Here is a 13209-nt window from a genome sequence, read left to right as displayed (position 1 = left end):
TCGGAGTCGGTTGCGCGTCCTCTTTCAAAACCTATTTTACCCGACGCCGCAAAATCGATCTTGCGGCGAACTCCGCTGCGTTGAAGGCCCGATTACCCTACGCGTCCGCCAGCTCGATGCTCGCCGAGACGCGTGGGGCCAGAATCTGGATCTCCTCCAGCACACCTGCGGAAAGCGAGTCCGGCACCGACGTCAAGGCCTCGTTCAGCAAAGGTAGCGCGGCCTCGTCGTGGAACATCTCCAGAGCGATCGCGGCGGCCAGCGTGCGCTCGCGCGGGGTACGCCGCTCGTCGGCCGACAGGGCCAGCAGCGTGCACTGCTCCGGGAACCCGTGCTGCCGCAGCCGCGCCGACCACTCCATCGCGCGGATCAGCGGCACCCGGCGTCCCACGCGCGCGGCCAGCGTGAGCAGCGTCGGCTCGCCGGGGTATCGGCGCCACAACGCCTCCAGCAGCTCGTCGGCCGCCTCCGGGGGAGCCTCCGCGATCGTGAACAGCAGGCCGCGCCGGTTCTCGTTCGGGACCAACTCCGCCACCTCGGCCAGGCTGCCGTCCGCGGCGCCCAGAACCTGCGCCATCCGGGCCACCGGGATCGGGACGTGGCCCTCCTTGAGGGCCTGGCGCAGGTGGTACGCGGCCTCCTGGTGGCGGTCCAGCCGGCTCAGCGCGTCGATGTGCAGGCCGGCGAAGCGGCCGCGGCCGACGCCGTAGAGCAGGTCGTTCGCGCCGGACTCGGGCAGCTCGGCGATGATTTCCAGGGTGCGCTCGTAGTCACCCTCGGCGAAGCGGAGCTTGACCTCGTGCTCGCCGACCGTGAACTCGGTGTTCGCGATCTTGCGCAGGTCCTCGATCGTCTCGTTCGCCTCGGCGAGGCGGCCCACGGTGATGTACGCGTCGGCCAGGATCTTCAGGAACAGCACCTTGTGCGTGTGCTCCCGCGCCTCCGCCAGGCCGCGCCGGGCCGTGGCGATGCACTCGTCGAGGTGGCCCGAGCCGAGCTGGGAGCGGGCCAGATTGCCGACGGCGGTCAGGCCGCTCACGTCCTCGGCCGCCAGCGTGGCCAGGCGCAGGTTGCGCTCCGCCTTGTTCTTGAGTGTGCCGCGCAGCCGCGTGTACCCCGAGTGGTCCAGCACCAGGTCCGGCAGCAGCGAGCCCTGCAGCGCGCGGCCGGTGATGCGGTCCATGACCTGCTCGTGCAGGCGGCCGTAGATGCGGCCGCGGGCCCGGCGGAACATGCGCGGGAAGTAGATGGTGCTCGAGCCGGAGCCGCCCTCGTGGCCCTCGTGGTTCTCGATGGTCGCGAAGAAGGCGCTGTTGTCGCTGTACCGCAGCGAGTCCCGCACGATCCGCGCGTTGCCCGTGAACGTCTCATCGGCGTCGACCCACAGCACCCAGCGGCCGGAGCAGTGCGTGAGGCAGCGGCTGCGAGCGTCGCCGAAGTGGTCGTTCCAGAAGCCCTCGACGACCTTCGCGCCGTACTCCCGCGCGATCTGCATGCTGCGGTCCGTCGACCCGGTGTCGTAGACGACGATCTCGTCGGCGAGCTCGCGCAGCGCGGCGAGGCAGCGCGGCAGCACGTCCTCCTCGTCCTTGACGATCAGGCTCGCGGTGAGCAGCGGGGCGTCGCCGGCCGGGTCGGGCTGGCGCAGGCCGCAGGAGGGCGAGCCGACGTGGGCCACGAGCGCGGCGTGCGCGACCACGATGCGGCCCTGGGCGCTCAGCTCGTCGTACGGCAGGTCGATGCTCGGGCCCCCGGCGATCATGAGCGCGTCGCGGCGGATCGCCACGCACACCGGGCCGAGGCGGTCGACGTCCGTGAACTCGTCGCGGTGCTCCTGGCGCCACTCGCGCGCGTACGCCTTGAAGGCCGCGGCGCTGGCCATCGCGGTCTCCGGCGGGTCGGCCTGCTGCGGGCCGTAGCTGTGCTGCACGCGCGGGCCGGCCGCGACCACGGACGGGTCGCCGAAGGCCTCCAGCACCGGGTCGAGCCAGTGCGCGGAGAGCACGACGTCGCCGTCGAGGAAGACCATGATCGGGTGCCGGGTGGCGTCGAGCCCGTCGCTCCAGGGCAGCGCGCCGGTCGAGTCCACGACCCGCAGCCACGTCTGCCCGCGCAGCTCGGCGCGCAGTTCCGGGCGGTCGGCGGGCATCACGCACACGACCTCGTCGCGCATGCCGAGGGTGGGGCGCAGCGACTCGAGGCAGGCGTGGAAGTCGTCGGGGCTGCCGCCGGCGGCGATGACCACGGACACCGGGATGTGACTCATGCTGCCCGTATCGGCGTCTTCGGGCGCTTTCCAAGAGTTTTCGGGTTGCAACGCGTCCCGGGGACTCAGGTGCGGTTGTCCAGGTACACGGGGGGAGGCGCGCCCATGCCGCCCTCGCGCTGCATCCGGTTCACCAGCCGCGCCTGCTGCCGGTTGCCGGCGATCGCGATGGACAGCTCCCGGGACAGGTCGAGCTGCCGCTGCACGAGCAGGCGGGCCCGGTCGGTCAGCTCCAGCGGCAGCGGACCGATCCCCTCGGGCGGGGTGAACACCATCTGGGGCGGCAGCTCGCGATGGCGCAGGAGTTGCTCGACGGCGTTCGCCTCCAGCTCCATCGCGTCCAGGGCGGCGGCCCACGCCGCCGCCCAGCCGTCGGGCTCCACGCCCGCTCCCGCCGCCGTCATTGCCCGGCGGCGGTCACCTGCGCGGCCGCTTCCCGCCACGCGTCGCGCAGCTGCTCGGCGAAGCCCTGCACGGTCTCGATCCGCGCCGGGTCGTTGGCGACGTTGGCCTGTACCAGCTCGTTGATCATGTAGCTGTAGAGCGAGGCGAGGCCGGGGCCGCCGCTCCACACCGAGGTGTCGAGCGTCGCCCGCAGCTCCATGAGGATCTCCTGGGCGTGGTACACGCGGCTCGAGCCCGTCGCCGTGTCGCCGGCGCCGAGGGCCTGGCCGGCGATCATCAGGTCGAGCACGAGCCGGTCGTACAGCATCACCAGCAGCTGCGCCGGGGGAGCGGTGGCCACGCTGTCGGCCACGTAGCGGTTGCGCAGGGCTTGTGTCGTCATTCAGTCTCCCGGGGACCTTCGGTGATCAGCCCAGCGAGGACAGCTGGCCGGCCAGCCAGTTCGACTGGTTCTTGAGCGAGCCCAGTGCGGTCTCCATGGCGGTGAACTGCTTCTGCAGGGTCTCCTGCCGCGCCTGCAGCCGGACGTCCCAGTCGCTGATGCGGTCGTTGAGGTCGGTGATGGCGCTGTTGCCGCTGGTGATCAGCTGCGACAGCGTGCCGGTGTTGACCTGGGTGGCCTTGTCGGCCATCGCGGCCATCTTGTCGACGAGGCCGTCCTTGCCACCGGCGGCGTTGGTGGTGGTGGCGTTGAAGTACGACTGCGTCTTGGCCGGGTCGGCGTTGATCGCCGAGGTGAACTTGGTCTTGTCGAAGGTCAGCTTGCCGTCGCGGGTCAGCTCGATGCCGACGTCCTTGAGGCTGCCCAGCGAGCCCGCGCCGCCGGAGACGGTCTGCATGATCGAGCTCGCGAGCTGCTGCATCGAGGAGTTGCCGGCCAGCGGCCCGCCGGGCACGCCGCCGCTCTGGTTGCGGGTCTGGGTGGTGATCTCGCTCAGCGTCGAGTTGGCCGCGTCGATCATCGCCTGGACCTTGGTGGCGATGCCGTCGGTGTCGCTGGAGACGTCGACCGTGATCGGGGGGTCGGTGTCGGCCGTCTTCGCCTTGGCGGTGATCGTGAGGCCTTCCATGACGCCCTTGAAGGTGTTCGAGGAGGAGGAGATCTCGAACGCGTTCGTGGTGCCGACGGTGAGGATCGCGTCGGAGCCCTCGGTCGCGGCCACGTCGGTGCCCAGGCCGTCGATGCCGTCGATGGTGAACGCGGACGCGGCGCCGGTCTGGGTCGAGGTGACCTGGAGGGTGTACTTCCCGGGAGCGGTCTGGATCGCGGTGGCCTTGACGCCGAGGTCGCTGGAGCCGTTGATCGCGTCGACCACGCCCTTGAGCGAGGTGTCGGTGATCGGCAGGTTCTTGACCTCGCCGGTGGCCGTGTTCGTGATGCTGATGTTCGACGCGCTGGTGATGCTGTCGCTGGTCTCGGCCACCGAGCCGCCGGAGAAGATGCGCGACTCGGACGCGGCGAGCTGCTTGACCCGGAAGGACACCGAGCCGCTCTGGTTGCTGCCCGTGGCGCTCGTCGTCGCCAGCACGGAGGAGGAGCTGGAGGTGGCCGTCGCGGCCTTCCACGCGGTCGGGTCGGCGAGCGCCTTCGCCGCGGTCAGCAGCGAGCCCATCTTCGTGTTGATCGACTGGTACGAGCTCACGACCTGCTGCTGGACGGAGACCTTCTTCTTCAGCGCGGTCTGGGGCGCGGCCTCGACCTGCATCAGTGACGCGATGACGGACGAGGTCTGCATACCCGAGACCAGGCCGTCGACGCTTCCGCCGGTGACCATGCGGTACCTCCTCGAGGAAGGCGAGCGGGGAGGAGAACGAGTCCCCTCCCCGGACGGTTTGGTGGATTACCGCAGCAGCGACAGCACGTTCTGGGGTGCCTGGTTGGCCTGGGCCAGCATGCTGGTGCCGGCCTGGGTCAGGATCTGCGAGCGGGTGAAGGACACCATCTCCTGCGCCATGTCCGTGTCGCGGATGCGGGACTCGGACGCGGACAGGTTCTCGACGGCGACGTTGAGGTTGTTGATGGTGTGCTCGAAGCGGTTCTGGTACGCACCGAGCGTGGCGCGGGCGGTGGAGACGCCCTTGATCGCGGTGTCGATCGCGTCGATCGCCGCGGTGCCGGCGCTCGTGAGGTCCAGCGACCCCACGCCGAGGCCGGCCGAGTCGAACCCGGTCACCGAGGTGACGCTGCCGAACGCGGCGGTGCCCAGGCTGACCGTGATCTGGTCGGCGGCCGAGCCGTTCGCGCCGACCTGGAACGTCCCGGTGAACGGGGCGGCCGCGTCGAGCAGCTTCTGCCCGCCGAACGCCGTGGTGTTGGCGATGCGGTCGAGCTCCTGGCCCAGCTGCGAGAACTCGGTCTGTGCCGCGTAGCGGGCGTCGGAGTCCTGGGAACCGGTCGAGGCGGCCTGCACCGACAGGTCACGCATGCGCTGCAGGATCGAGTGGGTCTCGGTCAGCGCACCTTCAGCGGTCTGTACGACGGAGATGCCGTCCTGGGCGTTGCGCACGGCGACCTTCAGGCCGCCGATCTGCGAGCGCAGGCCCTCGCTGATGGACAGGCCGGCCGCGTCGTCCGCGGCGCGGTTGATCCGGTAGCCCGACGACAGCTTCTCCAGCGACTTGCTCATCTGGCTGTCGGTGACCGACAGGTTCCGGTACGCGTTCTGCGCGGCGATGTTGTTGTTGATCCGTAGACCCATGGCACTCCTCCCTGAGTCCTCAAACCGGCCTTCCGCGGCCTTGGTCGCGTCTTCTGACGGTCCCATCGGACCGCGCGGGCACCGGTTGAGAGGAAAGTTGCGGCCGGGTTGTCCTGACGGAGCAACGGTCGCTGCTGATGTGACAGGGATGATGTGACAGGGCACGGCGCCCTGGCTGGATGCCGTGCCCTGTCGGTGTCCTCGGTCAGGTCAAGCCCTCAGGTCCTAGCGCAGCAGCGAGAGGACGTTCTGCGGCGCCTGGTTGGCCTGGGCCAGCATGCTGGTGCCGGCCTGGGTCAGGATCTGCGAGCGGGTGAACGACACCATCTCCTGAGCCATGTCGGTGTCACGGATCCGCGACTCCGACGCCGAGAGGTTCTCGACCGCGACGTTCAGGTTGTTGATGGTGTGCTCGAACCGGTTCTGGTACGCACCCAGGGTGGCCCGAGCGGTCGAAACACCCTTGATAGCGGTGTCGATCGCGTCGATCGCCGCGGTTCCGGCGGTCGTCAGGTCCAACGAGCCGACGCCGAGGCCGGCCGAGTCGAACCCGGTCAGCGAAGAGCTACTGCCGAAGGCGGCGGTGCTCAGGTCGACCGCGATCTGGTCGGACGACGAACCGTTCGCACCGACCTGGAACGTGCCCGTGTAGGCACTACCACTCACGTCGAGCAGCTTCTGGCCGCCGAACGCGGTGGTGTTGGCGATGCGATCGAGTTCCTGGCCCAGCTGGGAGAACTCGGTCTGCGCCGCCGAGCGCGCATCGGAGTCCTGGGAACCAGTGCTGGAGGCCTGAACGGACAGGTCACGCATGCGCTGCAGGATCGAGTGCGTCTCGGTGAGCGCACCTTCAGCGGTCTGCACGACCGAGATGCCGTCCTGAGCGTTGCGAACCGCGACCTTCAGACCACCGATCTGGGACCGAAGACCCTCGCTGATGGAGAGGCCTGCAGCGTCGTCGGCCGCGCGGTTGATCCGGTAACCCGACGACAGCTTCTCCAGCGACTTGCCCATCTGGCTGTCCGTCGCCGAGAGGTTCCGGTAAGCGTTCTGGGCAGCGATGTTGTTGTTAATGCGAAGACCCACGATCTTCCTCCTTGAGTCGGGTCAGGCCGGTCCATCCGTGGTCCGGTCGTTCATCACATCGGCGCGAGGTCTTGCCACTGAAGGGTTTTGAGCAGCAGTTTTCTCAAAAAATGCCGAGCCCGGCCCCTGCGCGGGACCGGGCTCGGACGGTTGGCGACTAGCGCAGCAGGGACAGCACGTTCTGCGGCGCCTGGTTGGCCTGGGCCAGCATGCTGGTGCCGGCCTGGGTCAGGATCTGCGAGCGGGTGAAGGACACCATCTCCTGCGCCATGTCGGTGTCACGGATCCGCGACTCCGAGGCGGACAGGTTCTCGACGGCGACGTTGAGGTTGTTGATGGTGTGCTCGAAGCGGTTCTGGTACGCACCGAGCGTGGCGCGCGCCGTGGAGACGCCCTTGATCGCGGTGTCGATCGCGTCGATCGCGGCGGTGCCGGACGTGGTGAGGTCGAGCGAGGCCACGCCGAGACCGGCGGAGTCGAACCCGGTCACGCCGGTGACGCTGCCGAACGCGGCGGTGCCGAGGTTGACGGCGATCTGGTCGGACGACGAGCCGTTGGCGCCGACCTGGAACGTGCCGGTGTAGGCGCTGCTGCTGTCCAGCAGCTTCTGGCCGCCGAACGCCGTGGTCGAGGCGATGCGGTCCAGCTCCTGACCCAGCTGCGAGAACTCGGTCTGCGCGGCGGCCCGCGCGTCGGAGTCCTGCGAACCGGTGGAGGAGGCCTGCACCGACAGGTCACGCATGCGCTGCAGGATCGAGTGGGTCTCGGTCAGCGCACCTTCAGCGGTCTGTACGACGGAGATGCCGTCCTGGGCGTTGCGCACGGCGACCTTGAGGCCGCCGATCTGCGAGCGCAGGCCCTCCGAGATCGACAGGCCGGCCGCGTCGTCGGCGGCGCGGTTGATCCGGTAGCCCGACGACAGCTTCTCCAGCGACTTGCTCATCTGGCTGTCGGTGACCGACAGGTTCCGGTACGCGTTCTGCGCGGCGATGTTGTTGTTGATCCGAAGACCCATGGCTACTCCTCCGTGAATCGGGTCGTGCGGCGGGCCGTCCATGGCTCGCTCGCGAAGTACATCGGCTGGTCAGCCGGGCTCTTGAGGGCGAATCCGGGAACTTCTCAGAAGGTTCGCGGCACGCCCAGCGGGTTGGTGAGGTTCAGCCGCGCGCTCAGGTCGCCCTGGGCGGCGATGTTCGCGTAGTACGCCTCGCGCCGGCGGGCCACGCAGCCCTTGTCGCGCGCGGCCGCCACGAGGTGCGGGTCGAGGTGGTTGTTGAGCCCGTCGCGCAGCAGCATCAGCGCCTCGGCGCGCAGCTGGCTGACGCGGGACTCGGTGACGCCGAGCTGCTCGGCGATGTCGGTCATGGGGCGCTCGTCGAAGAAGTACGCGGTGACGACCGTGCGCAGGCGCTCCGGCAGGGCGTTGACGGCGTGGTGGAGGTACCCGATGCGCTCCCGGTGCAGGATCAGCTCCTCGGGGCCGGCGGCCCGCTCGGGCACCAGGTCCTCGGCCGAGCCCGCGCTGAAGCCCTGCAACGACAGCACGACCGCGCGCTGCACGTCGTCGTCGATGCTCTTGAGCTCGTCGACGGCGACGCCGAGAGCCTGCGCCAGCTCGGACTGGGTCGGGGTGCGCCCGAGCGACGCGGTGAGCTCCTGCTGGGCGGTCTCGACCCTTCGGGCCCGGGTGCGCACGGATCGGCTGGCCCAGTCCAGCCCGCGCAGCTCGTCCAGCAGTGCGCCGCGGATCCGGGTGGTCGCGAAGCTGCCGAACGGGATGCCGCGGGCGGGGTCGAACGAGCGTGCCGCGCCGGCGAGGGCGGCCATGCCGGCCGAGACGAGGTCCTCGCGCGAGACGTGCGCGGGCAGGCGGCCGAGCATCTCGCGCACGAGATGCCCGACGAGCGGGAGGTGGGTGCGCACGAGCGCCTCTCGCTCGGCGCTGGTCGTCTTGATGGCGGTGCTGGTCACGGCAACCTCTTCGTGGCAGGAGTCGGTACTCGTGGCGGACGGTGGTGATCGCCCGGCAAGATCCAGCTTCTGTCACTTTGGGTACACAACCGGTCTCTCTCGGTTGCGAAAAGGTTGTTCTCGGGAGCGGCCCGGCCTCATCGCCGAGCCGCTCCCGAGTCCCGTGTGGGAACCTCCGTGTTCCCGCGTCGTTCCGGCGTCCGTGCCACGCGGTGTCCGGGGCGTCCGTGCCCGATGCGGGCCTCCATGCCCCGATCCCTCGAACCAACCGTGCGTCCGTGCCTTGGGCGTCCGTGCCCGGGTGGTGCTCCTACCGCCCCCGAGTCCGTTCGGGCCGCGGCTTTGCAGCGAGTTCGTCCGTCGCCTCCGGAGCATCCGTGGCGACTCGCTGCGGGTCTCGGTGTGCGCCTCACGCGGCGCGCGGCATCCCCAGCGGGGTCGTGACGGCCAGGCGGGCGTTGAGGTCGCCCTGCGCGGCGATGTTGGCGTAGTACGCCTCGCGCCGGCGGGCCACGCAGCCGGTGCCGCCCGGACCGCCCAGCATCTCGGGGTCGAGGTGGTTGTTGAGGCCGTCGCGCAGCAGCACCAGGGCCTCGGCGCGCAGCTGGCTGATGCGCGACTCGGTGACGCCGAGCTGCTCGGCGATGTCGGTCATGGGGCGCTCGTCGAAGAAGTACGCGGTGACGACCGTGCGCAGGCGCTCCGGCAGGGCGTTGATCGCCTGGTGGAGGTACCCGATGCGCTCCCGGTGCAGAATGAGGTCCTCGGGGCCGGCGGCCCGCTCGGGGACCAGCTCCTCGGCCGAGCCGGCGGTGAAGCCCTGCAGGGACAGCACGACCGCGCGCTGCACGTCCTCGTCGATCGTCTTGAGCTCGTCGATCCCGACGCCCATGGCCTCGGCCAGCTCCGCCTGCGTCGGCGTGCGGCCCAGCCGGCCGGTCAGCTCCTGCTGCACCGTCTCCACCTTGCGGGCCCGGGCGCGCACCGAGCGGCTGGCCCAGTCCAGGCCGCGCAGCTCGTCGAGCAGCGCGCCGCGGATGCGGCTGGTGGCGAAGCTGCCGAACGGGATGCCGCGGCTCGGGTCGAAGGAGCGCCCGGCGCCGGCGAGGGCCGCCATGCCCGCGGAGATGAGGTCCTCGCGCGACACGTGGGCCGGCAGCCGGCCGAGCATCTCGCGGACCAGGTGCCCGACGAGCGGGAGGTGGGCGCGCACGTGGGCGTCCAGCTCCGCGGGGCTCAGGGCGGTGGCGGCGGGGGCTTCGGCGGTGGTGGTCACGGCAACCTCTTCGTGGCAGGAGTTGGTTGGTCGAGACCCAGATTCGCCAGCCCCGGGTGCGGGCCCGGGTGACGCGAAGTTGCGAACCGGTTGTGCTCAAGCCGGACATGGAAATGCCGAACTACCGGGCGGACAACGACGCGGTGTGCGACGCGCCGGCCGCCCGGCCGACCCGTCGCACGAGGGAGAGGCGGAACGGATGGCGCTGGCGGATCTCGCGAGCATCCTGTGGCGGGAGCGCGAGATGCTGGAGCTGTTGCTGTTCAAGCTGGAGGAGGAGCAGCTCGTGCTCGCCTCCGGCCGCACGCGCTGGCTGGCGCACGCCACCCGCGAGGTCGAGGTGGTGCTGGAGGAGATCCGGCGCACCGAGGTCGTGCGGGCCGCCGAGGTCGAGGCGATCGGCGCCGAGTTCGGGCTGGGTCCGAACCCGAGCCTGAGCAGGCTCGCCGAGGCCGCCCCGGCGCCGTGGTCGGACCTGCTCAACCAGCACCGCAAGGCGTTCCTGACGATCACCGCCGAGGTGAGCGCGATCGCCGAGGCGAATCGCGACCTGCTCACCACGGGGGCCCGCGCGGCGCGCGAGACGATGCTCGCCGTCGTCGGGTCCGTCGAGACCTACGGGCGCAAGGGCGAGACCGTGGCGGCCGCCCCCCGCACCCGCCTGATTGACGAGGCGATGTAGATGAGCACGTTCTCCGGTCTGAACACGGCCCTGTCCGCCCTCTACGCCCAGCGTCGCGCCCTCGACCTGACCGGGCAGAACATCGCCAACGCGAACACCGAGGGGTACTCCCGCCAGCGCGTCGAGCTCTCGCCGGTCGAGAACCTCTCCACGCCGGCCCGCTGGTCGACCAGCCAAGGGGTCGGCGACGGGGTGCGCATCACCGACGTCACCCGGCTGCACGACGAGTTCATGACGAACCGGACCCGGGCCGAGCGGGGGCTCAACGAGTACCTGCAGGCGCAGAGCATGGTCTTCGGCAACGTCGAGCAGGCCCTCGGCGAGCCCAGCGACAACGGCCTGCAGGCCCAGCTGGCGGACTACTGGTCGGCCTGGTCGGACGTGGCCAACCGGCCCGGCGACATCTCGGCCCGCACCCAGCTGCTCTCGCGCGCCAACACCGTCGCCTCGACGATGGGCACGACCCGGCAGAACCTCGACAACCTCTTCGGCGCGACCCGCGAGGCCCTCGACGCCGACGTCGCCGTGGTCAACCAGACCTCGGCCGGCATCGCCGACCTCAACGACCGCATCGCCCTGGCCAAGACGGCCAACATGCCGACCAACGAGCTGTCCGACCAGCGCGACCAGCTGGTGCTGAAGCTCTCCGAGCTCACCGGCGCGACCGGCCGGCTCAACGACAACGGCACCGTCGACGTCTCGCTGGGCGGCAACCTGCTGGTGCAGGGCGACACCGTGCGCAACCTCAAGGCGGTCGGCAGCACGACGGTCGACGGGATCGCGGTCAACCCGGTGCAGGTGGTGTACGCCGACAACAACACCTCGGCCGGCATCACCACGGGCAAGATGGCCTCGGGTCTGGAGGCGCTGACGTCCACCATCCCGAACACGGTGGCGGGCCTGGACAGCGTGGCCAACACCCTCATCCAGAAGGTGAACGCGCAGCACGCCCAGGGCTACGACATCAGCACCACGCCGCCGTCGAGCACGCCGACGCCGCAGCCGGGCGGCGCGTTCTTCACGGGCACGAGCGCCAAGGACATCCGGGTGGCGATCACCGACCCGACGAAGGTCGCCGCGTCGAGCACGGCGACGACGTCGTACCAGGGCGACAACGCCAACGCGCTGGCCGCGATCGCCCAGGACCCCCAGGGGCCCGACACGCAGTACCGCAACTTCGTGGTCGACGTCGGCATCCAGGCCCAGACGATCAACCGGCGCGCCCAGGCGCAGCAGGTCATCGCCGACGACGCCACGTCCGCCGAGCAGGCGGAGTCCGGCGTCAGCCTCGACGAGGAGATGACCAACCTGCTGCAGTTCCAGCGGGCGTACGAGGCGGCCGCGAAGGTGATCAGCGTCGTGGACACCACGATGGACACGCTGATCAACATGAAGAGGTAACAGGAGGGGGGAACGGATGCCCGGCTTCCGCGTCACCGAACGGTCGGTGGCCACGAACACCCTGGCCAACCTGCAGGTCAACCTGCAGAAGAACCAGGACCTGCAGAACCAGCTCTCCAGCGGCAAGCTCATCACCAAGGCGTCGGACTCGCCCGGTGGCGCGGTCATCGCGATGCAGACCCGCAGCGACATGGCGACGCTGAATCAGTACTCACGCAACGGCGATGACGGGATGGGCTGGTTGAACCAGGCCGACACGGCGCTGACCAGCGCCTCGACGCAGCTCAACCGGGTCCGCGAGCTCGTGCTGACCGGCATGTCCAGCGGCTCCGGCGGCAACTCCGAGGCCCGCGAGGCGATCGCCCTGGAGGTCGACAACCTGCGCGGCTCGATGCTCGACCTGGCCAACACCACCTACCTCGACCGCCCGATCTTCGGCGGCACCACCGCCGGCCGCATCGCCTACGACCAGAACGGCAACTACGTGGGCGACAACGGCTCGGTGAACCGCACGGTCGGGGCCAACGCCTCGGTGCGGGTCGACACCGACGCCACATCGGTGTTCGGCTCCGGCTCCGGCAACGTCTTCAACATGCTGCAGAAGATCGCCGACGACCTGCGCAACAACCCCAGCGCGCTGCAGGGGGACCTCGCGAGCGTCGACACGGCGCAGAAACAGGTGCAGACGGGGCTTTCGGGCGTTGGATCCCGATATAATCAGGTTTCACAAATGCAGCAGGCCGCGGAGAACCGGGTGCTCGACCTGAGGACCCAGCTGTCCGACGTCGAGGACATCGACCTGCCGAAGACCATCACCGAGCTGTCCCTGCAGCAGACCGCATATCAGGCGGCGCTGGCCGCGACCGCGAAGGTCATCCAGCCGTCGCTGGTGGACTTCCTGCGGTAGGCCGCGAGGCGGCTCCAGTCATCGTGAGGAATCTATGAGCGTCGCGACCGTTGACAGTCCGGAGACGACCACGCTGCCGGTGATCGACTTCGTCGCGCCGATCCCGGGCTTCCCCGAGGACCGCCGCTTCGTGCTCGTGCGTCTCGACGACGCCGGGGTGCTGTTCTCACTGAAGTCCGTGGACACCGACGGGCTGCGGTTCCTGGTCGTCCCCCCGGCGCAGTTCTTCCCCGACTACGAGGCCGAGATCGACGACGAGACCCTCGCCGCGCTCGGCGTCACCGACCAGAGCGACCTGCTGGTGCTGCTCGTGGTCACCGCGGGGGAGGCCGGCGCCGAGGACGCCACCGCCAACCTGATGGCCCCGATCGTCCTCGACCAGCGCAGCCGCCGGGCGGTGCAGCTGATCCTGAGCCACAGTGGGCTTCCGGTGCGCCAGAAGCTCATGGTCGCCTGAACGGGGTGGCGCCGGGCATTCCCGCCCGGCGATGCCGACAATTCGGGTACTGTTCGCCT

At 69.9% G+C, this 13209-nt stretch carries 13 protein-coding genes; 4 read left to right on the top strand and 9 right to left on the bottom strand.

Going from position 1 to position 13209, the window contains the following annotated elements:
* Nucleotides 1-97 precede the first annotated feature (97 nt).
* The 9 genes from ACQP1P_RS41530 to ACQP1P_RS41490 all read right to left on the bottom strand — a co-directional run bounded on the left by ACQP1P_RS41530 (nucleotide 98) and on the right by ACQP1P_RS41490 (nucleotide 9703).
* Nucleotides 98-2266 (bottom strand): glycosyltransferase, encoded by a 2169-nt coding sequence (locus tag ACQP1P_RS41530; RefSeq protein WP_433079922.1) that lies wholly within the window; start codon nucleotides 2264-2266, stop codon nucleotides 98-100.
* 65 nt (nucleotides 2267-2331) lie between these two features.
* Nucleotides 2332-2649 (bottom strand): hypothetical protein, encoded by a 318-nt coding sequence (locus ACQP1P_RS41525; RefSeq protein ID WP_433079920.1) that lies wholly within the window; start codon nucleotides 2647-2649, stop codon nucleotides 2332-2334.
* A 17-nt stretch (nucleotides 2650-2666) separates the two neighbouring features.
* Nucleotides 2667-3053 (bottom strand): flagellar export chaperone FliS, encoded by a 387-nt coding sequence (fliS, locus tag ACQP1P_RS41520; protein ID WP_433079918.1) that lies wholly within the window; start codon nucleotides 3051-3053, stop codon nucleotides 2667-2669.
* Between the two features lie 25 nt (nucleotides 3054-3078).
* The gene (gene fliD, locus ACQP1P_RS41515) at nucleotides 3079-4446 is read right to left on the bottom strand and encodes a flagellar filament capping protein FliD (RefSeq protein WP_433079916.1); all 1368 of its coding nucleotides are present in this window, start codon (nucleotides 4444-4446) and stop codon (nucleotides 3079-3081) included.
* Nucleotides 4447-4512: 66 nt separating this feature from the next.
* A complete protein-coding gene (locus ACQP1P_RS41510; RefSeq protein ID WP_433079914.1) occupies nucleotides 4513-5370 on the bottom strand; it encodes a flagellin in 858 nt (285 codons plus the stop codon).
* A gap of 225 nt (nucleotides 5371-5595) precedes the next feature.
* On the bottom strand, nucleotides 5596-6456 hold the full coding sequence (locus tag ACQP1P_RS41505; RefSeq protein ID WP_433079912.1) for a flagellin: 861 nt from the start codon (nucleotides 6454-6456) through the stop codon (nucleotides 5596-5598).
* 157 nt (nucleotides 6457-6613) lie between these two features.
* Nucleotides 6614-7471, bottom strand: coding sequence for a flagellin (locus tag ACQP1P_RS41500; protein ID WP_433079910.1), 858 nt, complete (start codon nucleotides 7469-7471; stop codon nucleotides 6614-6616).
* A 104-nt stretch (nucleotides 7472-7575) separates the two neighbouring features.
* Nucleotides 7576-8427 carry a sigma-70 family RNA polymerase sigma factor gene (locus tag ACQP1P_RS41495; RefSeq protein WP_433079908.1) on the bottom strand — a complete coding sequence of 284 codons (852 nt, stop codon included), beginning with the start codon at nucleotides 8425-8427 and terminating at the stop codon, nucleotides 7576-7578.
* Between the two features lie 409 nt (nucleotides 8428-8836).
* The gene (locus ACQP1P_RS41490) at nucleotides 8837-9703 is read right to left on the bottom strand and encodes a sigma-70 family RNA polymerase sigma factor (RefSeq protein WP_433079906.1); all 867 of its coding nucleotides are present in this window, start codon (nucleotides 9701-9703) and stop codon (nucleotides 8837-8839) included.
* 199 nt (nucleotides 9704-9902) lie between these two features.
* Between ACQP1P_RS41490 and flgN the strand changes: the two genes are divergently transcribed.
* The 4 genes from flgN to fliW are packed head-to-tail and all read left to right on the top strand — an operon-like array spanning nucleotide 9903 to nucleotide 13150.
* Nucleotides 9903-10385, top strand: a complete 483-nt coding sequence (gene flgN / locus ACQP1P_RS41485) for a flagellar export chaperone FlgN (RefSeq protein WP_433079904.1) — start codon at nucleotides 9903-9905, stop codon at nucleotides 10383-10385.
* Complete coding sequence (gene flgK / locus ACQP1P_RS41480) at nucleotides 10386-11786, top strand: flagellar hook-associated protein FlgK (RefSeq protein ID WP_433079902.1); 1401 nt, start codon at nucleotides 10386-10388, stop codon at nucleotides 11784-11786. It begins immediately after the preceding gene.
* A gap of 16 nt (nucleotides 11787-11802) precedes the next feature.
* A complete protein-coding gene (locus tag ACQP1P_RS41475) occupies nucleotides 11803-12693 on the top strand; it encodes a flagellin (RefSeq protein ID WP_433079900.1) in 891 nt (296 codons plus the stop codon).
* A gap of 34 nt (nucleotides 12694-12727) precedes the next feature.
* A complete protein-coding gene (fliW, locus tag ACQP1P_RS41470; protein WP_433079899.1) occupies nucleotides 12728-13150 on the top strand; it encodes a flagellar assembly protein FliW in 423 nt (140 codons plus the stop codon).
* The last annotated feature ends 59 nt before the right edge of the window (nucleotides 13151-13209 follow it).

Origin of the sequence: Dactylosporangium sp. CA-052675 (assembly GCF_050947935.1) — a bacterium.
In the GTDB taxonomy this organism is placed as follows: Bacteria; Actinomycetota; Actinomycetes; order Mycobacteriales; family Micromonosporaceae; genus Dactylosporangium.
Note: the sequence above shows the minus strand (reverse complement) of the source record. Positions and strands in the feature narration are given on the sequence as shown.

Bases quoted from the DNA above. Each gene is read 5' to 3' on its own strand.
- flgN (WP_433079904.1), top strand. From the start codon at position 9,903: ATGGCGCTGGCGGATCTCGCGAGCATCCTGTGGCGGGAGCGCGAGATG.
- ACQP1P_RS41530 (WP_433079922.1), bottom strand. From the start codon at position 2,266: ATGAGTCACATCCCGGTGTCCGTGGTCATCGCCGCCGGCGGCAGCCCC.
- ACQP1P_RS41475 (WP_433079900.1), top strand. From the start codon at position 11,803: ATGCCCGGCTTCCGCGTCACCGAACGGTCGGTGGCCACGAACACCCTG.
- fliD (WP_433079916.1), bottom strand. From the start codon at position 4,446: ATGGTCACCGGCGGAAGCGTCGACGGCCTGGTCTCGGGTATGCAGACC.
- fliW (WP_433079899.1), top strand. From the start codon at position 12,728: ATGAGCGTCGCGACCGTTGACAGTCCGGAGACGACCACGCTGCCGGTG.
- ACQP1P_RS41500 (WP_433079910.1), bottom strand. From the start codon at position 7,471: ATGGGTCTTCGGATCAACAACAACATCGCCGCGCAGAACGCGTACCGG.
- flgK (WP_433079902.1), top strand. From the start codon at position 10,386: ATGAGCACGTTCTCCGGTCTGAACACGGCCCTGTCCGCCCTCTACGCC.
- fliS (WP_433079918.1), bottom strand. From the start codon at position 3,053: ATGACGACACAAGCCCTGCGCAACCGCTACGTGGCCGACAGCGTGGCC.
- ACQP1P_RS41510 (WP_433079914.1), bottom strand. From the start codon at position 5,370: ATGGGTCTACGGATCAACAACAACATCGCCGCGCAGAACGCGTACCGG.